Annotated in this window: 21 protein-coding genes; 10 read left to right on the forward strand and 11 right to left on the reverse strand. The window is 60.7% G+C overall.

Going from position 1 to position 21,655, the window contains the following annotated elements; genetic code table 11:
• Nucleotides 1-92: 92 nt before the first annotated feature.
• The 7 genes from ACQZ40_RS13180 to ACQZ40_RS13210 all read right to left on the reverse strand — a co-directional run bounded on the left by ACQZ40_RS13180 (nt 93) and on the right by ACQZ40_RS13210 (nt 7,913).
• Nucleotides 93-1,262: a Gfo/Idh/MocA family protein gene (locus ACQZ40_RS13180; RefSeq protein WP_080857830.1), complete on the reverse strand. Its 1,170-nt coding sequence runs from the start codon at nt 1,260-1,262 to the stop codon at nt 93-95.
• Between the two features lie 11 nt (nt 1,263-1,273).
• Nucleotides 1,274-2,323 (reverse strand): sugar phosphate isomerase/epimerase family protein, encoded by a 1,050-nt coding sequence (locus ACQZ40_RS13185; protein ID WP_448748117.1) that lies wholly within the window; start codon nt 2,321-2,323, stop codon nt 1,274-1,276.
• A 33-nt stretch (nt 2,324-2,356) separates the two neighbouring features.
• Complete coding sequence (locus tag ACQZ40_RS13190; protein WP_448748118.1) at nt 2,357-3,379, reverse strand: LacI family DNA-binding transcriptional regulator; 1,023 nt, start codon at nt 3,377-3,379, stop codon at nt 2,357-2,359.
• A gap of 3 nt (nt 3,380-3,382) precedes the next feature.
• Nucleotides 3,383-4,351 (reverse strand): ABC transporter permease, encoded by a 969-nt coding sequence (locus ACQZ40_RS13195; RefSeq protein WP_448748119.1) that lies wholly within the window; start codon nt 4,349-4,351, stop codon nt 3,383-3,385.
• A gap of 1 nt (nt 4,352) precedes the next feature.
• A complete protein-coding gene (locus tag ACQZ40_RS13200) occupies nt 4,353-5,297 on the reverse strand; it encodes an ABC transporter permease (RefSeq protein ID WP_046800969.1) in 945 nt (314 codons plus the stop codon).
• On the reverse strand, nt 5,294-6,787 hold the full coding sequence (locus ACQZ40_RS13205; RefSeq protein ID WP_448748120.1) for a sugar ABC transporter ATP-binding protein: 1,494 nt from the start codon (nt 6,785-6,787) through the stop codon (nt 5,294-5,296). The genes ACQZ40_RS13200 and ACQZ40_RS13205 overlap by 4 nt, the downstream gene beginning before the upstream one ends.
• Nucleotides 6,788-6,890: 103 nt before the next feature.
• Nucleotides 6,891-7,913: a substrate-binding domain-containing protein gene (locus tag ACQZ40_RS13210; protein ID WP_078053299.1), complete on the reverse strand. Its 1,023-nt coding sequence runs from the start codon at nt 7,911-7,913 to the stop codon at nt 6,891-6,893.
• Nucleotides 7,914-8,217: 304 nt separating this feature from the next.
• On the opposite strand from ACQZ40_RS13210, the gene ACQZ40_RS13215 reads away from it, so the two are divergent.
• Nucleotides 8,218-8,613 (forward strand): (R)-mandelonitrile lyase, encoded by a 396-nt coding sequence (locus ACQZ40_RS13215; protein ID WP_080853655.1) that lies wholly within the window; start codon nt 8,218-8,220, stop codon nt 8,611-8,613.
• A 164-nt stretch (nt 8,614-8,777) separates the two neighbouring features.
• The gene (locus ACQZ40_RS13220; protein ID WP_448748121.1) at nt 8,778-9,656 is read left to right on the forward strand and encodes a hypothetical protein; all 879 of its coding nucleotides are present in this window, start codon (nt 8,778-8,780) and stop codon (nt 9,654-9,656) included.
• A gap of 15 nt (nt 9,657-9,671) precedes the next feature.
• On the opposite strand, the gene ACQZ40_RS13225 is transcribed toward ACQZ40_RS13220, so the two are convergent.
• A complete protein-coding gene (locus ACQZ40_RS13225; RefSeq protein ID WP_433823989.1) occupies nt 9,672-10,700 on the reverse strand; it encodes a LacI family DNA-binding transcriptional regulator in 1,029 nt (342 codons plus the stop codon).
• Between the two features lie 139 nt (nt 10,701-10,839).
• Between ACQZ40_RS13225 and ACQZ40_RS13230 the strand changes: the two genes are divergently transcribed.
• The 8 genes from ACQZ40_RS13230 (at nt 10,840) to ACQZ40_RS13265 (ending at nt 18,363) form a co-directional block, all read left to right on the forward strand.
• Entirely contained in the window at nt 10,840-11,874 is a 1,035-nt protein-coding gene (locus tag ACQZ40_RS13230) for a Gfo/Idh/MocA family protein (protein ID WP_448748122.1), read from the forward strand.
• Nucleotides 11,875-11,886: 12 nt separating this feature from the next.
• The gene (locus ACQZ40_RS13235; protein WP_448748123.1) at nt 11,887-12,789 is read left to right on the forward strand and encodes a sugar phosphate isomerase/epimerase family protein; all 903 of its coding nucleotides are present in this window, start codon (nt 11,887-11,889) and stop codon (nt 12,787-12,789) included.
• Nucleotides 12,790-12,851: 62 nt separating this feature from the next.
• Entirely contained in the window at nt 12,852-14,084 is a 1,233-nt protein-coding gene (locus ACQZ40_RS13240; RefSeq protein WP_448748124.1) for an ABC transporter substrate-binding protein, read from the forward strand.
• 115 nt (nt 14,085-14,199) lie between these two features.
• Entirely contained in the window at nt 14,200-15,102 is a 903-nt protein-coding gene (locus tag ACQZ40_RS13245; protein WP_448748125.1) for a carbohydrate ABC transporter permease, read from the forward strand.
• Nucleotides 15,099-15,926 (forward strand): carbohydrate ABC transporter permease, encoded by an 828-nt coding sequence (locus ACQZ40_RS13250; RefSeq protein WP_448748126.1) that lies wholly within the window; start codon nt 15,099-15,101, stop codon nt 15,924-15,926. The genes ACQZ40_RS13245 and ACQZ40_RS13250 overlap by 4 nt, the downstream gene beginning before the upstream one ends.
• The gene (locus tag ACQZ40_RS13255; RefSeq protein ID WP_125146421.1) at nt 15,923-17,008 is read left to right on the forward strand and encodes an ABC transporter ATP-binding protein; all 1,086 of its coding nucleotides are present in this window, start codon (nt 15,923-15,925) and stop codon (nt 17,006-17,008) included. The genes ACQZ40_RS13250 and ACQZ40_RS13255 overlap by 4 nt, the downstream gene beginning before the upstream one ends.
• Before the next feature lie 54 nt (nt 17,009-17,062).
• The gene (locus ACQZ40_RS13260) at nt 17,063-17,284 is read left to right on the forward strand and encodes a hypothetical protein (protein WP_448748127.1); all 222 of its coding nucleotides are present in this window, start codon (nt 17,063-17,065) and stop codon (nt 17,282-17,284) included.
• 92 nt (nt 17,285-17,376) lie between these two features.
• Nucleotides 17,377-18,363, forward strand: a complete 987-nt coding sequence (locus ACQZ40_RS13265) for a LacI family DNA-binding transcriptional regulator (protein WP_125146419.1) — start codon at nt 17,377-17,379, stop codon at nt 18,361-18,363.
• Between the two features lie 31 nt (nt 18,364-18,394).
• On the opposite strand, the gene ACQZ40_RS13270 is transcribed toward ACQZ40_RS13265, so the two are convergent.
• The 3 genes from ACQZ40_RS13270 to ACQZ40_RS13280 are packed head-to-tail and all read right to left on the reverse strand — an operon-like array spanning nt 18,395 to nt 21,582.
• Nucleotides 18,395-20,080, reverse strand: coding sequence for a metallophosphoesterase family protein (locus tag ACQZ40_RS13270; RefSeq protein WP_448748128.1), 1,686 nt, complete (start codon nt 20,078-20,080; stop codon nt 18,395-18,397).
• A complete protein-coding gene (locus ACQZ40_RS13275; RefSeq protein WP_078053311.1) occupies nt 20,074-20,682 on the reverse strand; it encodes a dual specificity protein phosphatase family protein in 609 nt (202 codons plus the stop codon). Before ACQZ40_RS13275 ends, ACQZ40_RS13270 begins: the two co-directional genes overlap by 7 nt.
• A gap of 60 nt (nt 20,683-20,742) precedes the next feature.
• Nucleotides 20,743-21,582, reverse strand: a complete 840-nt coding sequence (locus tag ACQZ40_RS13280) for an inositol monophosphatase family protein (protein ID WP_448748129.1) — start codon at nt 21,580-21,582, stop codon at nt 20,743-20,745.
• Nucleotides 21,583-21,655: the final 73 nt, after the last annotated feature.

Raw genomic sequence — 21,655 nt, forward strand, 5'->3', positions numbered from 1 at the left:
ACGCGTGCCCTCGCCTTTCCCGGCCGTCTGGCCGGGTCATGTCGGGCACCGCCTCCTGTGCCCTGCGTCGTCCGTGCCCGATATTGGGCGAGCTAGATGTCGATCCCGACCCAGGACGAGGTCCGACTGGACCGGACGGCCGCATCGATGAATGCGAGACCCGCAAGGCCGTCCTCTATGCCGGGATAAATCACATCCCCGGCGGCCGTTTTTCCCTCCCTCTTTGCAATGATTGCATCTGCGGCTTCGCGGTAGATCGTCGCAAAACCCTCGAGATATCCTTCCGGGTGCCCCGATGGCACACGGCTGACGCGGTTGGCGGCATCGCCTGCACCCGCGCCATTGCGGGTGATCAGCCGCTTCGGCTCGCCATAAGGCGTGAACCACAACTCATCCGGCACCCGGTGGTGCCATTCAAGCCCGCCCTTGTCGCCATAGACCCGGAGCGACAGGGCGTTTTCGTTGCCAACCGCGATCTGGCTCGCCCAGAGCATGCCTTTTGCGCCGCTTGAATAACGAAGCAGAATATTGGCGCTGTCATCCAGCTGTCGGCCCGGAACGAACGACGTCAGATCGGCATAAAGGCTTGTCGGGATTTCACCCGTCACAAAGGCAGCAGCGTTGAAGGCATGGGTTCCGATATCGCCGATTGCCCCGCCAGCGCCGGAACGGCTGGGGTCCGTGCGCCATTCCGCTCCCTTTGCGCCGGTCTTTTCAACGGCTTCGGTCAGCCAGTCCTGCGCATATTCAGCCTGGACATGGCGCAGCTTGCCGATGTCGCCACGCGCCACCATTTCCCGCATCTGCCGCAGCATCGCGTAGCCGGTGTAATTATGCGTCAGGATGAACAGGCTGTCGGATGCCCTGACGATCTCGGCCAGTGCCTTCGCTTCCTCCAGCGTCGCGGTAACCGGCTTGTCGCAGATGACGTGGATACCGGCGTCGAGAAAGGCCTTGGACGGGGCGAAATGCAGATGGTTCGGCGTGACGATAGCGACCGCCTCGATGCCGTCCTCCCGACCAGCCTCGGCCGCCGCCATGTCCTCGAATGAAGCATAGGACCGCTCCGGTGCAATGCCGAGCAGGGTCGCCGAAGCGGCAGCACGTGTCGGGTCGGAGGAAAGCGCGCCGGCCACCAGCTCATAACGGTCATCCAGCCGGGCCGCGATGCGGTGCACAGCACCGATAAAGGCGCCCTGACCACCACCGACCATGCCGAGACGGATACGGCGGCTATCGAATTTCTTTGTAGCGGAGGACATGGCTATCCCTTTCAAAGTCCAAGAAGGCGACGATTGGCGGCATCATCGATGCCACTCTTGGCGAAATCGTCGAAAGCCCGTTCGGTCACGCGGATGATATGGTTTTCAATGAAGCCGGCACCTTCGCGCGCGCCGTCTTCCGGATGCTTCAGCGCACATTCCCACTCCAGCACCGCCCAGCCATCGAAGTCATATTGGGTGAGCTTGGAAAAAACCGCGCCGAAATCGACATGCCCGTCGCCAAGCGAGCGGAACCGCCCCGGCCGGTCGACCCAGCCTTGATAACCGCCATAAACGCCGGAACGGCCAGTCGGATTGAACTCGGCGTCCTTGACGTGAAAGGCGCGGATGCGCTCGTGGTAGATGTCGATGAAATCGAGATAATCCATCGCCTGAAGGACGAAGTGGGAGGGATCGTAGAGGATGTTGGCGCGCGGGTGATTGCCGGTCGCCTCGAGGAAACGCTCGAAGGTGACGCCGTCATGCAGATCTTCGCCCGGATGCAGTTCGTAGCAGAGATCGATGCCATTCTCCTCGAAGGCATCGAGAATAGGGGTCCAGCGTTTGCCCAGCTCCGCAAATGCCAGTTCAACGAGGCCCGCCGGGCGCTGCGGCCAGGGGTAAACGAAGGGCCAGGCGAGTGCGCCGGAGAAACTGGCGTGGCTTTTGAGGCCGAGATGCTGCGAGGCTTTCGCCGCGTATTTCAGCTGGTTCACCGCCCATTCCTGCCGCGCCTGCGGTTTGCCGCGCAGTTCAGCGGGCGCAAAACCGTCGAACATTTCGTCATAGGCCGGGTGAACGGCCACGAGCTGGCCCTGAATATGGGTCGAAAGCTCGGTGATCTCGATACCCATTTGCGCCAGCCGGCCCTTGATATCGTCGCAATAGGTCTTGGATGCAGCGGCTTTCTCAAGATCGAAGAGTCTGGGATCGGTCGGCACCTGAATGCCCTTGTAACCGAGGGAAGCCGCCCATTGGCCGAGATTGTCGAGCGTGTCGAAAGGGGCCTCGTCTCCGGCAAATTGCGCGAGGAAAATCGCCGGGCCTTTGATCGTCTTCATGTCCTTACACTCCTTGCATTCACAGTCTGGCCGCTACCGATGCGGCGGGCGGCAGGGCGCGACCGAGCCGCGCACCACCAGTTCCGTATCCAGCACGATGGTCTCGGCCGTCCGCTTTCCGTTCAGCCGGTCCACCATCAGCGCCATGGCCTTGCGGCCCATCTCCTGGCGAGGCTGGCGCACCGTCGTCAGCGGCGGCTCAAACGCATTGGCGAAAATGATGTCATCGAAGCCGATGACGGAGACATCGGCCGGAACCGAAACGCCGCGCGCACGCAATTCGCTGATCGCGCCAATCGCCATCTGGTCGCTCGATGCGAAAATCGCGGTGAAGGCGATGCGACCTTCGAGAAGAGACGCAATCGCCTGACGGCCGGCCTCGATGCTGTAATCGCCCGTCACGACAAGTTCGTCGTCATAAGCGATGCCGGCTTCGGCAAGTGCCGCGCGATAACCATCGAAACGCTCCTGCGCCAGACTTTCCGGAACCGGACCGGCCAGATGCACGATCCTTTGATGTCCAGCGTCGATGAGGTGGCACATGGCGTTTTGGGAGGCGGCGCGGTTGTCCACCTTGACGGTCGGCAGAGCGAGGCCGGGCACCGTTTCCGACGCGATCACGATCGGCGGCAGCGCATCGCCCTGTTCGAGAAGCTCGGCGGGAAACTGGCCGGTCATCAGGATCAGGCCGTCGGCATGTTTCTGGCGCACCATGTCGATATGGGTCGCCACGCGGTTCTCATCGTTGCGGGCGTCGCCCATCAGCACCTTGTAGCCCGCTTCGCCCGCCGCTTCCTCAACGCCCTTGTAGATTTCGAGATAAAACGGGTTACCGATATCGCGAACGAGAAGGATGACGGTGTTGTTGGACTGACGCCGGAAGCTCGCCGCCTGCGCATTGGGAACGAAGTTCGCTTGCCGGACGGCGTCGAAAACCTTCTTGCGGGTTTCCGGGCGAACCTTGTCGGGTTGCTGCAGCGCCCGCGATACGGTCGCGATGGAAACGCCCGCGAGAGCTGCCACTTCCCTGATATTCGAACCTTGGTCTTTGCTCATCTGTCACACACGCAACTGCTTTTGGCGGCCATAAAGCAGCATCAGCGCTAGCAACGTGACACCGAATATGATCTGCCGTGCCCATACATCGAGGTTGAGCGTTATCAGTACGCTTTGCAGAATGGTGAGCGCAACAGCCCCGGCCATGGTTCCGACATATCCGCCCGCACCGCCGGCAAGCGAAGTGCCGCCGATGACGACCGCGATGATCGACGTAAGCACATATTGGTCACCGACGGAGATGAAGGACGTGCCGGTGTAACCGATCACACAAACCCCGGTCAGCCCGGCAAACAGGCCGGAAAGCCCATAAAGCAGCGTACGGATCAGGGAAACCGGCAATCCGGTGAGCGTCGCCGCCCGCTCGTTCGAGCCGATGGCATAAATGGCGAAACCGAAGGCAGTGCGGCGCAGCACGAACAGCATGATCGCGGCGATGCCCAGCCAGACGAAAAGCACGCCGGGAATGCCGAAGATGAGCGGCCGGTTGATGAAGCCCGCCAGCAGGGGTGCGGCCGCACCTGATGGAACGCCCTGCGAATAGACGACCAGCCCACCCTGAATAACCGCCGTCATGCCAAGCGTCATGACCAACGGCGGAATGCGCACGAAAGTGATGCCGAGACCGTTGATGAGGCCGATCAGGAAGGGGATGCCGCCGGCAACGAGAATGGCAAGCGGAATGCCCGCATTCTGGCCGTTCATCATATTGCCGGCAAGAACGGCGCCGAGCGAAATCATCGCGCCGACGGAAAGGTCGATGCCTTCACGGCCGCCGAGGATGACGAGGTTCTGGCCCGCCGCGACGATGCCGAGAATGGCGGCAATCGTCAGCAGCCGCACAATCTGCGAGCCCTGTGCGAAGCCGGGCGACAACAATTCCCCGACCAGCAGCAGGAAGACCGATGCGCCAATGGCGATGGTGAGGGGATCGGTAAGGAGGGTTTTGAGTTGCAAGCCGGGATTGGTCATATCAACGCCTCGTCACCAGAACACCGCCGGCGAGCGCCGTCAGCACGATCAAACCCTGCACCAGTGTCTGGTACTCGAAGGGCAGGCCCGCAAAGAAAATCACATTACCGATCATGCCGAGCACCAGCGCGCCGGCAATCGACCCTGTCGAGCTGCCGAAACCGCCCGAAAGTGCGGTGCCGCCCAGAACCACGGCCGAGATGGAAGACAACGCCAGACTTGCACCGAGCAGCGGATCGCCCGAGGCCGTCTCCCCCGTCAGGCACAGCGCTGCCAGCGCCGAGAACAGGCCGGAGATCATGTATGCGCCGATGCGGATACCCGAAAGGCGCAAACCCGTCTGGAAGGCTCCAGTTCGATTGCCGCCAACGGCCAACAGGTGCGTATGAAATGGAATGCGCGACACGATGAGGGTGAAGGCAATGCCCCCAATCAGCACCCACAGCACGAAGGGCAAGCCGATGAAGCTGCCGGAATAGGTCTGCCAATAGGCTTCCGGCACCGGAAGGCCCGCCTGCGGCAGCACCCAGATCGCCAGCCCGGCGAAGATGATGCCGGTGGCGAAGGTGGTGACGATTGGCTGGAAGCGCAGGCCGGATATGAAGAGGCCATTGACCAGCCCACAAAGCAACCCGACAGCCGCACCCGCCGCCATGCCGGCGAAGACAGCGCCCGTCGTGCCGCCGAGTGCTGCGATGACACTGACGGTGACGACATTGGCAAGCGCCACGATACTACCAACCGACAGATCGATATCGCCCGCCAGAATGACATAGGTCTGGCCAATGGCGACCAGGATCAGCGGCAGAAAAGTCGTCAGGTTCGATTGCAGCACGGAGGGCTGAACGAAGGAGGGTTGCAGAAACGTGTTCACGGCGATGAGAAGCGCCAGTACGACGAGGGTGATGACCCATGGCTGCCTGCGCAGAAAACCGGAGGCGCTCATGCGGCATCTCCATAAGCGGCGCGGGTCATGTTTACGGATGTCATGTCGGCTCCGGTCAGTTCCGCAGAAATGCGTCCACCGTTGAACACAAGAATGCGGTCGGCATATTCGAGGATTTCCGCATCCTCCGAGGAATAAAGAAGGATGGTCGCGCCGGCATCGGCCTGTTGCCGCATCAGGGCGAAGAGATCGGCCTTCGCGCCAAGATCGATGCCCTTGGTCGGATCGTCGAGCAGCAGCAGTTTCGGTGCGGTGGCGAGCCAGCGGGAGATAAAGATTTTCTGCTGGTTGCCGCCCGAAAGCGTGCCGATCGGCATATCGAGGCCGGCGAACTTCGTCTTCATGTCGTCCGCGACCTTCTGCACGCGCGGCTTCAGCGTCGCGGGACGGACCAGCCGAATCTTTTCGCGCACCATCAGCGCCGCGACGAGATTTTCGAAGATCGACCGGCCCTGCAGGGAAGCGTCACGCCCGCGGTCGCCAGAGACATAGGCGAAACCACTGTGAACCGCCTGCGAAGGCTTGCCGATGGTGATTTCACGACCCTCAAACCGGATTTGGCCTGAGGCAAATGGGTTGGCACCGAAAAGACCCTTCAGCAAGGCCGACTGGCCCTGACCCTGCAGGCCGGCCAGACCGACGATTTGGCCCGGATAGGCTTCCAGAGTGACACCGCGAACGCCCTCACCCGCCACATCCGTAAGCTTCAGGCTCGGCGCAGCAGCCGAACGCCCGTTCTGACGGGCAGGAGCGGCCCGAACATCGCCGACCATGTCATGCACGACGGCCTCACGGGTGGTGGCTGCCGTATCGAGTTCGGAAATCGTCGCGCCGTTGCGCATCACGGTGATGCGGTCGCAGACGGCGAAAACCTCGTCGAGACGATGGGAAATCATGATGGTGGAGACACCGTCGGCCTTCTTGGCCCGGAGTATCTCGAAAAAACGCTGGGACTGGCGGCCATCGAGCGCCGCCGTCGCCTCGTCCATGATCATCAGGCTGGCATTCTGCGCGAAGACCTTGAGGATTTCGACAAGCTGGCGCTGATCGGGCGGCAGATTGCCGACAATCGCATCCGGCTCCAGCCCTTCGCCTGCCACGCCGTCGAACAGCGCGATCAGTCTCGCCGCTTCGGCCTTCAGCGCCTTGCCTTCGACAAAGATGCCGCGTTTCGGCTCGCGGCCGAGAAAGATATTGTCGGCGACAGAAAGCTGCGGAACGAGGCTGAGTTCCTGATAAAACAGCGCAATACCGGCATTTTCGGCATCCCGCGGGCTTTTGAAGCGCACGTCTTCACCGTTGAACCTGATCGTGCCGCTGGTCGGCGCGACCGCGCCCGCAACGATCTTGCAGAGCGTGCTCTTGCCGCAGCCATTGGCGCCCAGAAGGGCGTGAATTTCACCGCGACCAACCGTCAGCCTGCCGTCGGAAAGCGCGCGTACCGCGCCAAAATTCTTCGTTATGCCGGCCGCTTCCAAAGCGTTCGCCATCGCATGTCCCCGAATAATGCTTGTCACAGGCGGATGGCCAAGGCCCGGTCCGCACTCGAAATTGTGGTTCGGGCCGGCGTTCGCCGCCGACCCGAAACGGCTCTTACTTGAAGAACTCGCCAGCCTGCTCCGGCGTCACGGTCGCCGTGACGGACCAGTAGCCCGGCTTGCCATCGGCAGCCTTGATGTTGTCGGCAAGGTTGTCATTGCTGACGAAGGGGATCGGAATATAGATGGCGTTACCATAGGTGCCGCCGAAAATACCGTCCTTGAATTCCTTGCCCTGCAGCTTCAGGACAGCGACGTTGAGCGCGCTGGCCATGACACCCGGAGGATTGACCGAAGCGCCGGAATTGAACTTTTCCTTTTCCCAGCGGGTCATGAAGTCCTTGCGGATTTCACCGGTCGCGGCAATGTCCTTGGTCTTGCCGGCGGCTTCGATGGCGCGCCATGCGCCGTCCGCCATGCCGTCCTGCACCCACACACCGCTGATATCGGGATAGGTGGCGAGAAGGTTCTGCATGGCCTGCTGGCCCTGCGCCTGATCCCAGCTCGCATTGGCTTCGTTCAGTACCTTGATGTCAGGGTATTTCTTGAACACTTCGCGATAACCGGCAACGCGGGCTTCGTTGGCGGGGTTGCCGGCGATGCCGTTGATGGCGACGACGCTTCCCTTGCCCTTCAGCGCATCCGCAAGCCATTGCGCGGATTGCGCCGCCCATGCCTTCTGGTCGATGCCGACATAGATCGCATCCTTCGAGGACACTTCGGCGTCGGTTGCGATGACGAGAATGTTGCGCGCCTTGGCCTGCGCGAAGATCGGATCGAAGGCCGTCGGGCTGCCCGGATTGATGAGGATAGCATCCACGCCCTGGTTCATGAAATTGCGGATATGGCCGATTTGCCCCTGCACATCAACATTGCCGCTCTGAACGACAACCTCAACCTTGACGCCCTTTTCGCCCCAGGCTTTGGCGGCAGCCTGAGCCTCTTCGATCATCTGCGTGCGCCATTCGCTGCCGACGAAAGAATTGGAAAGACCGATCTTGAAGCTCTGCTCCTGGGCATGCGCCGACGTGCCCGCCGCCAGCACCATCGCGGCAGCAGCCATCAAATGTCTAAACATGAAATTTGCTCCTCCAAGCACGGTTTTTAACTAATGAAACCGTTTACATCTGAAAATGTAACCGTTTTCATAAATGAGTCAATCCCGAGAATGATTTTTATCGAAGGGCGTAGAACGGCGGCGGATGAACAGTTCCGACCGGCGGAAAAGGCTTGAAAAATCGAGCCATGCGCCGAGCCCGGCGCAGCATGGAGCTTCGGAAAATGTCCTTGCCCGGCAGATCATGTCGATTTTCATTTCACTGTAGACAATGGGAGGGTTCCCGCTTCAAATCGCCTCGAGTCAGCCATCAGGAGAACGACCAATGGAAATATTACGCGCAGGAACACGGGCATCGGCGAAAGGCCCCGAGGCATGGTTCACGGGTCAGGTCCGCATCGATCCCCTCTTCAACCCCTTTGATGCCGAGCGGGTTCAGGGCGCTCAGGTCACCTTCGAACCCGGCGCCCGCACCGCCTGGCACACCCATCCCCTCGGCCAGACCCTGATTGTGGTTTCCGGCTTTGGCCGGGCGCAGCGCGAAGGCGGCCCGGTGGAGGAAATCCGTCCCGGTGATACCGTCTGGTTCGCGCCGGGCGAAAGGCACTGGCACGGGGCCGCACCCGATGTCGCCATGACCCATATTGCACTTCAGGAGGTCAAGGATGGCAAGGTGGTGGACTGGATGGAACAGGTGACAGATGACCAATATGGCGGCTGACGCGGCAGCGCAGCCCGAAGGCTGATCCTGCGGACCGTGAGTATGCCTCTGCACTGCACCGCGACTGCTGAAACGCTAAAAAACATCAACGGCGATATGGCCGGAATGACATATGCCGGTGTAAAACCCCCTCGTCCTGTCGATGGAAACCTTGGGGGTATTGAATGAATTCCGGGCGTCGTGGCGTTCTCGCATTTCTGGGCGGCCTTGTGCTGGCAAGGCCGTCTCTCGGCGCAGCAGCGGGCAAGCCTGCAGCCTTTGCCGAATCCCGTTCCGAATACAAACCCCGGCATATCCTCTGCTTTCTTGGCACGGAAAATGGGCTGGCGGCGCTGCAGAAGAGCGCCCGCGCCGCCATCGATGATTTTGCGCCCGATTTCAGTCTCGACGAGGATTATTCACAGGATGAGGCGGACGACCGGATGGAACGTTCGTTCAATGTCTGCTGGGATCGCGTCGACCCCGATGCCTACCAGCCGGAGGATGAGGCAGCCGTCGCCGCGCACGGCTCGGTTCTTTATGTGCTCAGCCCATCCATGGATGCCGACACAGCTGTGAAGACATCCGCAAAGGCCCTCAGATTCGTACAGCACATGCTCGATCACGGCGCTGTCGCCGTGAAGGGTGAAAGTGCGGGCGTCGCCCATGGCGCAAGGCGCTGGAAGCAGCTTTACGAGCAGTCGCGTGGCGAGGCGGCGGCCGATGACGGGATGGCGCTTGCCAGAACCTGTCGTCTGGCTTTCGCACGCCGCCCCATAGGAGACGATGCCGAAGGCATGACGAGCGTTGGGTTTCACCTGATCGGCCTGCCCGATGTGCAGATACGCTTCACCAAAAAAGACCAAGACCAGCCATCTACGAACGCCGAACAGCTGAAGATAGCCGCCTTGATAGACGATATCGCCGAGCAAATGGCGCGTGAAGGCGTTGAAGCCACACTGAAGGGCCGTGGCGCCTCCCTCTCAGACGACACACGGTATGAGGAAGACGAATATAAATTCAATCCTTTCGGCGTCGTGAGCGTTGATGGCCTCAAGCTTTAACGCCCGCCTGCGGCCTTATGGGGAAGGATCGCTCTCGCCGGCCACCAGAAGCATGGGCCACACGCAATGGCGGGCCTGATCGGGGTAAAAGGGCGCGTAGGCCGGCATGGTCGATAGCAGCGTCTGGGCGACCGTCACGCCGAGATCATGCAGGGACATGCGGAAACTGGTCAGCCGCGGTTCCAGAAACTGGCCGCGCGGGCCATCGCGGAAGCCGATGACGGCGAGATCGCGCCCCGGTTTCAGCCCCACTTCCGCAAGCCGGCGATAAAGACCGACCGCCATCAATTCGTAGATCAGCACGATCGCCGTTGGCCGGGGCCGCATCTGCAGCCACTCGCTGGCGGCGTGATAACCACCCTGCTCGCTCGATTTCGCGCGGATGACCAGCGAGGAATCGTAGGCGATGCCATTGTCTTCCAGCGCGCGCCTGTATCCTTCCAGAAAAACATATCCGAGATTGATATCGCTGTCTGGCACCGCCACCGCAATCGAACGATGCCCGGCGGCGGCAAGGCGGTCGACCGCATTTTTCGCGACGCCCTCGAAATCGAGGTCGATCCAGGCGTGAGTGTCGCTGGAAGCGGTCCGTCCGAGCGCCACGAAAGGCAGCCGGGTCTGCTTCAGGAAATCCACACGTTTGTCTATCCGCCGCGTCGCGGAAATGATCATCGCATCCACCATGCGGCGCGCCACCATGCGCTTCAGATATTCATCCGGATCCTCTTCCCCCGGACAGGGCAGAACGATGAGATCGAGATTATGTCCGGAAAACACGCTTTGTAGACCGTCCGTCACACCGAGGAAAAAGTTGTCGGAGTTCTCCACGGTCTGCGCGTCGCTGCCGGTCATCAGCCCGATGACATTGGTGGTTCCCTGCCTGAGGCTACGACCGGACTGGTTGGCGACATAACCCAGCTTTTCCGCCGCTTCCAGAACACGCCGCCGCGTTTCTTCGTTCACATCCGGCTTACCGTTCAGGGCACGGGAAACAGTGCCTATCGATATCTCCAGATAATCGGCAAGCTGACGAATTCCTTTCATGCACTCCCCTCCCAGGCCCGGCGCGCAATCGACGCGCCCCTTAACGGTCTTGACATATCTAACATCATCGGCATAGTCTCGTAAACGTTTACGACACTCTGCGCAAAGAGGAGTTTGCGAAAGAGTCCGGGGAGATGAGATGACATTCAATGCCGTTTTATGCGGGTGCGGAGCCATGGCCAAAGGCTGGCTGCGCGCCATTCAATCCACGCCGGAAATCGCCGGCGCGATCCGGATCGCCGGGCTGGTCGACCTGAACGAGAACACGGCCCGCGCGCTTGCCGAGGAATTCGCCCTTACCGACGCGGTCATCGGCACGGATCTGCGCGAGGTTCTCGCTGAAACGAAAGCCGACATCCTTTTTGATATCGTCATCCCACAGGCACGCTTCGCCGTGGTTGAGGCCGGTCTTGAGGCCGGGTGCCATGTGCTCAGCGAAAAGCCGCTTGCCGCCTCGATGGAGGAAGCCGCCACGCTGGTCGAACTGGCGAAAAAAGCCGGCAAAGTTCATGCCGTTGTACAAAACCGGCGGTTTGTGGCGGGTATCCGGCGGCTGCGCCGTGCGCTGGAAGACGGCGTTATCGGCGATTTGACGGCCATCCATTGCGATTTTTTCCTTGGGCCGCATTTCGGTGGCTTCCGCGAGGAGATGAAGAACGTCCTGCTTCTCGACATGGCGATCCACACTTTCGACGCGGCCCGTTTTGTCGCCAATGAAAAACCCCTCTCCGTCTTCTGCGTGGAGAAGAACCCGGCCGGCTCATGGTATGCCCATGGCGCAAGCGCCAACGCCATTTTCGAGTTCTCGAATGATGTCGTCTTCACCTATCGCGGCTCCTGGTGCGCCGAAGGCGAGCGGACCAGCTGGGAAGCGCGCTGGCGACTGATCGGCTCCAAGGGCATGATCCTCTGGGATGGCGAAAACCATTTCTCCGCCTCCGTGGCCGGCGACGAACAGGGGCTTCTGCGTGGCTCTAGGACCGTAAACGTTTCCGAAGCCATTTCCGAGAAGGACACGCGTGGCCATGCCAGCGTCATTCTCTCGTTCCTTCAATCCATCCGCACGGGTGAGATGCCGGAAACGGCCTCCTTCGACAACATCAACAGCCTTGCCATGGTGATCGGCGCGATTGAAAGCGCCCGCCTCGGCCAGCGTGTTTCCATTGCAGCATAAGGACTGAAAGACGTGAGTAATCCGGCAACATCCATCCGCATCGGCACCATGGTCAGCGCCACCACGGGACAGGCGGCCGAACGCATCGGCCAGATCGCCGATCTCGGCTTTGAAAGCTTCGAGCCGTTCTTCTGGCAGACGACCAACGGCCAGGACCTTGCCGAACTCGGCAAGCGCTGCCGCGAGGCGATCGGCGAGCGCGACATCACCATCAGCACGCTCGGCATGTTCGGCAATCCGCTGGAGGAGACCGACATCGACCTTGAGACATTGCAGGGCTGGAAACACTGCATCGACAATGCCCACCATTTCGGCGCGACCTGCATTGCGGGTTTCACGGGCCGGCTTCGTGGCAGGCCGCTGCCGGAAAGCCTTCCCCGATACAGGCAAATCTGGAGCGAGCTTGCAAAACGCGCCGCCGACAAGGGCGTGAAGATCGCCTTTGAAAACTGCGCCATGGACGGCAACTGGCAGACCGGGGACTGGAATATCGCGCACAATCCCGACGCATGGGAACTGATGTTCAACGAAACGCCGGACGAGCATATCGGCATCGAATGGGAACCCTGCCATCAGATGGTCTATCTGATCGACCCGCTGCCGCAGATCCGCAAATGGGCGGACAAGATTTTCCACGTGCACGGCAAGGACGCGACCATCCGCTGGGACGTCATTCGCGAGCACGGCATTTTCGGCAAGGAAAAATTCGTCTTCATGCGCACGCCGGGCTTCGGCGACAGCAACTGGACGGACATTATTTCCGAACTGCGCCTCGCCGGCTGGTCCGGCTCCATTGATATCGAGGGCTGGCATGACCCCGTCTATCGCGATGCGCTGGAAATGACGGGCCAGGTGCATGGCCTGAACTATCTGAAAAAATGCCGCGGCGGCGATTTCGTCGTCGATCCGACATAACGGAAGCCTTTTGGGAGAAGGTTTTCGAAAATTGCAGAGACGATAACCAAGAGGAGGAGATTATGGGTATCGCGAAATTCATGATGGCCGGCGCGTTTATGCTGGCGGGCGTATCCGCCGGCGCTATTGCGGCGCAAGCAGAAGATGTGACGTTGACCCTCTGGTCGCTGGATCGCGATATCCAGCCGGCGCCGAACCTCATCAAGGAGTTCAACGCGCTCAATAACGGCATCAAGATCGAATACCGGCAATTGCAGTTCGATGATGTGGTGAGCGAATCCATGCGCGCCTATTCCACCGGCAATGCGCCCGACATCATCGCCATAGACAACCCCAACCACGCCATGTTCGCCGCACGCGGCGCCTTTCTCGATGTGACCGACATGATCGCCAAGTCGGACATCATCAAGACGGAGAATTATTTTCCGGGACCGCTGAAATCGGTGATGTGGGACGGCAAATATTTCGGCGTGCCGAAGGCCACGAACACGATTGCGCTTTATTACAACAAGGACCTGTTCAAGGCCGCTGGGCTGGACGCGGCAAAACCGCCGCAGACCTGGGACGAGCTGGTGGAAGCGGCCCGCAAGCTGACCGACCCCTCGAAGAACATCTATGGCATCAGCTTCAGCGCCAAGGCGAATGAGGAAGGCACCTTCCAGTTCCTGCCCTGGGCGCAAATGGCGGGCGCGACCTACAAGAACATCAATACCGAGGGTGCGGTCAAAGCGCTCGAAACGTGGAAGCTGATGCTGGACGAAAAGCTGGCATCGCCGGATACGCTGACGCGCAGCCAGTGGGACTCCACCGCCACCTTCAACGCCGGCAACGCCGCCATGGTCATTTCCGGCCCATGGGAAATCGACCGCATGCTGAAGGACGCCAAGTTCGACTGGGGTGTCGCTTTACTGCCGGTGCCCACGCCCGACGCCCCCCGGTCTTCGGCCATGGGCGACTATAACTGGGCTATCTTCTCCAAGACGAAACATCCGGAAGAGGCCTTCAAGGCAATCGAGTTCTTCGCCTCAAAGGACAAGGACATGTTCAAGAACTTCGGCCAGTTGCCGGCGCGCTCGGATATTCCCGTTCCGCCCACCGGCAATGCGCTGAAGGATGAGGCGCTGAAGACCTTCGTGGAACAGCTGAAATATGCGCAGCCGCGCGGCCCCTCGCCCGAATGGCCGAAGATTTCCAAGGCGATTCAGGATGCTATTCAGGGTGCGCTTTCGGGTCAGATGACGCCGAAAGCCGCGCTCGACCAGGCCGCTGAAAAGATAAAGCTGGTTGAAGGCTGATCTATCTGGGCGGGCGGCCGGGTTTCTCCGGCCTCCACCCAAGGGGTTCCTCCCGGTGGGGCTGCCTGCCGCGACAAGCGGCGGCGGCCCCGACTGGAGCTTGCGAGGATGTTTCATGAAAAAACTGTTTTCCAGCCTCAGTGACGGTCGCGGTTTCGATATCGTCCTTGTCGCCTTTCCTTTGGGCTTCCTGTTCGTCATGGCGGGGCTGCCGCTCATCTACAACATCGTCATGAGCTTTCAGGAAGTCGACATGTTCAGTCTGGGCACCTTCGTGCGCCCCTTCGTCGGCTTCAAGAATTACGTCGATCTGTTCCGGCAGCCGGAAACATTGCCGATCCTTTTCAACACTGTCACCTTTGTCGTGGCCTCGATTGCCGGGCAATTCGCCATCGGCTTCGGTCTGGCGCTGTTCTTCTGGGTCAATTTTCCCGGCGCCACCTGGCTGCGCGGCCTGTTTCTCGTGTCATGGGTCATGCCCGGCCTCGTCGTCGGCGCGATCTGGAACTGGATTCTCTCGGGCGATTTCGGCGTCTTGAATTTCTTCCTGCGGGAAAGCGGCCTGATATCGGGCAATATCTTCTGGCGCTCCGATGCGAATTTTTCGCTCTGGGCCGTCGTCATCGCCAATATCTGGCTCGGCACCTCCTTCAACATGATCCTGCTTTCCGTCGGTCTCGCCTCAATTCCCGGCGATCTCTACGAAGCCGCGGAACTGGACGGCGCCAATGCCTGGCAGCGCTTCTACACCATCACCCTGCCGATGATGCGCTCCACCATCGGTGCGATCGTTTCGCTCGGCCTGATCTTCACGCTGCAGCAATTCGATCTTTTCGCCGCCATTACCGATGGCGGACCGAATAACAGCTCCAACGTGGCGCAATATTGGGCCTGGGACCTGTCCTTCCGACAATATGATTTCGGCAAGGGCGCCACGATCTCCGTCATCATGATCGTTTTCGTCATGCTGGCCTCCATCGTTTATGTGCGCTCCACACGGCATGAGGTGCGCGGATGAGCATCACGACCCGCAACCGTCTGATGCTGGCCATCGCCATCGCGCTCGCCATCATCTACCTTTTCCCGCTTTACTGGATGTATCTGACCTCGCTTAAAAGCGGCTCGGAAATGTTCGCCAATCCGCCCGCCTTCTGGCCCACGGACCCGCAATGGCAGACCTATGCCTATGTCTGGAACAGCCGCAACATGGGCCGATACCTGTGGAATTCGGTGCTGATCGCTTCGAGCGCGGTGCTGCTGATCACCATTCTCGGCGTCGGCTGTGCCTATGTGCTGGCGCGCTATCGCAATGTCTGGGTGGATATCGGCCTGTTCCTCATCCTCATGCTGCAGGTTCTGCCGGCATCGCTGATGATCACGCCAATCTTCGTCGGTTTCTCGCAATTCGGGCTTCTGGATTATCCGCGCCTGTCGGTCATCCTCGCCATTGCGGCGAAAAGCATGCCCTTCTTCGTGGTGCTTGTGCGCGCCACCTTCATGGCCGTGCCGCAGGAGCTGGAAGAGGCAGCGTTGGTGGATGGCAATTCCCGGGTCGGTGCCTTCTTCAACATCGTGTTGCCGCTTGCCAGAAACGGCATTCTCGTCAGCGCCATCCTCATCTTCATGCAGGCCTTCGGCGAGTTCGTCTATTCGAAATCGATGATCCAGGCGGCCGAATTGCAGCCGGCGAGCGTCGGCCTCAATTCCTTCATGGGCCCCAATACCAGCGAATGGAACAACATCATGGCCTATGCGACCATGTATGTGACGCCCATTCTTGCCCTCTTCATTCTCTTGCAGCGCCGCATCGTATCCGGCCTGACCTCAGGAGCGCTCAAATGACCCTTCAGATCGAACTTTCCGGCGTCAACAAATATTACGGCGCCTTTCATGCGCTGAAGAACATCAACCTTTCCATCGAGAAGGGCACTTTCGTCGCACTTGTCGGCCCGTCGGGCTGCGGCAAGTCCACGCTTCTGCGCTCGCTTGCCGGGCTGGAGACCATATCGGCCGGCGACATGCGCATTGCCGGCACGCTCATGAACGGCGTGCCGCCGCGCAAGCGCGATGTGGCCATGGTGTTCCAATCCTATGCACTCTACCCGCATATGACCGTGGAGGAAAATCTCACCTACTCGCTGCGAATGCGCGGCGTCGCCAAGGCCGAGGCCCGCAAGGCGGCGGAAGAAGTTGCGGCCACGACCGGTCTTTCAAAGCTGATGAAGCGTTATCCGCGCGAACTTTCCGGCGGCCAGCGCCAGCGCGTGGCCATGAGCCGGGCGATCATCCGCAACCCGCAGGCCTTTCTGTTCGATGAGCCGCTTTCCAATCTCGATGCGGCGCTGCGCGTCCACATGCGCAAGGAAATCCGCGCGCTGCACGATCGCCTGCATGCCACTTCGGTCTACGTCACGCATGACCAGATCGAAGCGATGACCATGGCCGATCATGTCGTCGTCATGCGCGATGGCGTGATCGAACAGCAGGGCACGCCGCTGGAACTATACGACCGCCCGGCCAATCGTTTCGTTGCGGGCTTCATCGGCTCGCCGGCCATGAATTTCATTCCGGCGACCGTCAGCCCGGATGGCGCATCCCTTCAGCTCGTGTTCGGCGAAGGCGAGCCGCAGCAATCGATCGGGAATCCGGCCTCCCTGCCGCCCGGCAAGGATGTGATCGTCGGCATCAGGCCGGAACATATCCGGCCGGCCGCAGCAGCCGGGGCGGCATTGACGCTGCCGGTTTCCGCGGTGGAGACGACCGGCTCGGCCACTTTCCTCACCACGGGAACCTCCACCGAACTGGTCATCGCGGTGCAGGGACGCAGCGCGGTCAAAGCCGGTGAAACGATCGGCCTCGACATCGACCCGTCCGATATGCATTTGTTCGATGCGGAAACAGGCGTCGGCCTCCTGACCCGCTGAGCGGCGGTTTTGCCGGCTGTTTCCTCCGCCGGCAAACACGAAGCGTGGAGGCGAATGACCATAAGCGGGAAAACAGTATTCCTTATCGGCGCAGCCATCCTCGCCGGCCTCGTCATAGTCCAGCTCAAGGATGTCCACATCGCCATCGGGGAACGCGCCATGGGAGGTTATGACGGTTCGAGCAACCCGGAAGCGGCCTCCCGCGCCGAGCGGGAAGCAAAGGAGGCCGCCGCGCGTACCGAGGCCGCGGCAGGCGCGCTGGAACCGCAAAACTGACCGCGACCACAGCACCCGAAATATTTCGATTGGAATAGTCGCTGCAATCTGACCTGTGCTATCAGACAGGTGGATTCGCAACGGGGGACTGAATGGCGAAAGGGTTCGTAACGGCCGAAGAAGTAGCAAAAAAGGCGGGTGTCTCACGTTCCGCCGTTTCACGCACCTTCACTCCCGGCGGCAGCGTATCCAAGGCCGTCCGACGCAGAGTGTTGAAAGCTGCGCAGGAACTTGGCTATCGCGTCAACCGTCTGGCGCAGGGCCTCAATAACGACCGCTCCAACCTCGTTGGTGTTGTCGGGGCCAATCTCAGTTCTCCCTTCATTTCGAAACAGCTCGATTTCCTCAGCATCGGTCTCCTGCGCCGTGGCCTGCAATGCCTGCTGCTGAATGCGGCAGATGCGCGCAAGGACATCGCGCCGCTCATCGAGCGTCTCTTCGAATTCCGCGCGCAGGCCATCATCGTTCTTTCCGGTGAACCTCCGGCCTCTATTATCGACGAATGCATCGCCAATGGCGTGCGCCTCATCCTCATCAACCAGCATCTGGACCGCACCGATACGAATATGGTGCTGAGCGACGATTCTCACGGCGCCAACCTGGCCGCCATGCGGCTTGTAGCTGCCAGGTGCAGAAAGGTTGCGGTTGTCTCCAGCGGCAGCCAGACGCCCGCGCAGTTGCGCCGCGTCAACGCTTTCACCGAGCGCATGACCATGGAGGGTATCCAGGTAATTCCATGGTGCGGCGGCCCCACCAGCTATGACAGTGGCTATCAGGCCGGCCGAGAATTGCTCGCGGACAGGACCATCGACGGCGCCTTCTGTGTCACTGATCTGCTGGCACTTGGTTTCATGGACGCCGCCCGGCTGGAAATGGGCCGCCGGGTGCCGGAAGATATCTCGATTGTCGGTTTCGACGATATTCCGCAGGCCGGCTGGAAAAGCTACCAGCTGACGACCGTTGCCCAGTCTTTCGACGCGCTGACCGAGAAGGTTTTGACCGCGCTCGACAGCGATGAGCCGGAAACCCGGCTTCACGTCGTGCCCGTTTCCATGGTCGAGCGCATCACCGCACGCTAGACCAAATGTCTTCCGGGCAAAAATCTTCAGGTCAAACCGCAACCCGTTCACGCTGCGGTGCGAGCCCAAGCTCCAGATCGCGCGGGCTGCTTTCGGCACGCTCGAGAAACAGGCCGAGGGCTCCGAAGAAGATTTCGAGAAAGCTTTCGACCGAACCATCGTGACGATCCGGCTCGCGGCCGAAGCGCTCCGCCAACGTTCGATAAAGGGAAAGCCGCTGCGGCGCGATGTGCGGCAGCGCCAGGCCAGCGCCCTGGCGCAGGCAATACCAGTCGGCAATCAATTCGAATATCGGCAGGTCCAAGGAGAGGACAGCAGCATCAGGCGAGGATCGGCCTTCCCCTCCAAGCAGGCCGAGAACCTCCCAAACGCTTTTATCGGCTATTGCCGTGACGACCTCGGCCGGCCATTCCTTGGGGAAATAACGGTGCCTGATCAGCGCCCGCTTGTGGCCCAGCAGAAATTCACCGTAATTGCCGGCGGCAAAAGCTACGTCGTTTGCCTCGCCCGCCAGTGCGGTTTCCTGTGCATAGCCATCGCAAATGCGGCCATTGACCGGCAGCGCGGCCATCTCCACCGTCTCGACAAGGATTGCCTGCCGCGACGGGTGGACGACCTTGAAGGCGGGCGGAAAGGCGACGAGCGACGGCACGGCGATATTGGTGAGCGAATTTTCGCCCTCCCCGCGCCGGGTCACGCCTTCCACGTGCAGGTGCCCGCTGAAATGGACGGCAAGCCCGGCCTGTAACAGCGCATCCTCCACCGCCTTGCGCGGCGTGCGGCGCACGACATTGGTTTCACCGAACAGGGCGCCTTCCGCACCGCTTGCACCATCGAAAGGATCGAGCGCCGGATAGTGGGAAAAGCCGAGCAATGTCTTGCCATGCAGCTCCGCCCTGCGGCGCACATCAGCGATCCAGTCGATGAGGAAGGGCTTGCAGCGCAAAAGCGCATTCCAGCCACCGGAGGTGCTGTCGATGAAAGCCGCCTCCTCGCCCGCTTCGAACTCACCATCGAGCGGCTCGAAAATATTGGCGTCGATCATCAGCAGCCACAGGCCCGGCTCCGGTTCGACCAGATAGGAGGCATCCATCAGGCGGTAAACATTGCGCCCATCGGGCGACCGCACCGCGTACAGCCGGCCCTCCGGCGCATCGGAAACACCGAAAGGGGTTTCCCAATGCAGATAATCCGGCTGGCGGAAATAACCGAAAACCGCCATAGGGCAAAGGCCTGCAGGATAGCCTTCGCAATACATCCCGTCGTTCACGACGACGCGCTCACCGGCCCGCCGCGCATCGCTTGAAACGGAAAGGCATTTGCCGTTCTCCGTCAAAAACTCCTTGGTATGGTGCCGGCCGCGCGGGCCGAAAATATCGTGGTTTCCGGGCAATGCGTAGAAGGCCGTGCCGTGGGCGTCGCTGTGGCTTTGCAGGATGTTCTTCAGCGCTTCGGTCGTCACCCGCTGGCCATCATCGGTATAGTCGCCAAGCAGCACCACATGGCGAATGCCGCGCTGCCGCACCTCTTCCAGCGCCGCATGCAATGCATCGGCGCTTTCATTGAAAACCCGGGTGGATTCACGCGTATCCGACCAGCTGCGCATGGTGATACGCTGACCATCGATTTCGATGCCGGGAAATCCGAAATCGGCTGCCGTGTCATGAAAATGCGCGTCGGCGATGACGGCAACGGAGGGAAGTGTGCGTGTCAGCATGGTTGAGCGGTCTTTCTGCCCTCGACCATGTCGATCCAGTCGGAAGCACGGCGGGCGGCGGCGTAAAGCATCGGTTTCGGCGTCTCGAACCATTCGTCAGGCCGCAATTCCCGTTTCGTGCGGATCACGGCCAGCGCATCGTCGATGGTCGGATAGAGATCCGGCTGCTGCTTGTGCAGGAAAAGCGCCACCAGTGAGACGGAACGGCTGCGGCCGCTGCGGCAATTGACGAGCACATTGCCGCCATCGGCAAAGGGATAGGTTTCCCGCTTCGGCATGGTCTGGCGAAGCGCGCCGTCGAGAATGTAATAGGCGCCCAGCATCATGGTGTCGGGGCTGCCCTCGCCATCGATAAGGCCGAGCTTGTAATAACGGATATCGCCATAACCCACGGCGCGCCTGTCGCCCTCTTCCTCCGCCGCCTGCACGAGATTTATATCAAGATTGACGGCGCAATTGACAACGGTGGTGATGCCATGCCGGCGCAGGAGCCCGAGATCGCTCGCACCATCGCTGCCGCCAATGTAAAGCGCGGCATTGTGCGGGCCGAGCCCTTCCGCAATCAGGCTGATTGCAGGCCGGGCATAAACGGGTCCATCCATTTCATTCCTCCAAATGCATGAAGCACGAGGCCCCCTCTGCAAAAGGGCCTCCGCCATAAATCACGCCGATGCCGCCCGCGGACGATCCGACAGCTGCCGCGCGGCGAGCGCTATATTCGATGCCCGGCTGACGCCTTTGGCAACACCGGCGGCTGCGGCCAGCACCGGCCCGCCCTCCCTGAGACTGCCGATCTCCAGAAAAGGGCACACATCGCCGCCAGCTTCGCTGACGAGTAGCAGCCCTGCAAGACAATCCCATGAATTCATATGCAATTCGAGATAGCCATCGGAACGGCCATCAGCCACATAGGCAAGCGCCAGCGCGCCGGAGCCGGCGCGGCGGACATTGGCGCCCATGTCGAGCAGGTTCCTGACGACATCGAGATAGGTCGTATTCGCGATACGGGTGGACCACCCCATCTCGATCGAAGCGGCATCGAAGCGCTCCGTTTCCGCAGTCCGGATCGGCTGACCGTTGCGCGTCGCTCCCTCGCCGCGACGGGCGAAATAAAGCTCACCAAGGGCGGGACTATAGATCGCCCCGATTTCGGTCTGGCCGTTTTCGACATAGGCGATGGAGATGCAGAAATGCGGAATGCCACGGGCAAAATTGGCGGTGCCATCGATGGGATCCACGACCCAGACGCGCTCACCGATCTCGCCGCCGCCCTCTTCCCCGAAAAAACTGTCTTCCGGGAAAGCGGCCGTGATCGCGCCGCGAATATGCGCTTCCGAGGCAGCATCCGTCACCGTCAGAAAATCCTGCGGCCCCTTCATCGAAAAGCTGCGCGTCGCCTCGCCCTGAAAACCCTTCAGCACCAGTTCGCCGGCGGAAAGAATAACGCTGCGGCACAATTCGGCACGCGCCGCCAATGTATCGGGATAGTGGATCGAATCCATGCGCAAGAACCATTTTTCAAAGTTTGAACACGCGTTCATATTGCACGCGCGTTCAAACTTTTCAAGGGGCGTT

This window comes from Agrobacterium sp. 16-172Ci (assembly GCF_053522725.1).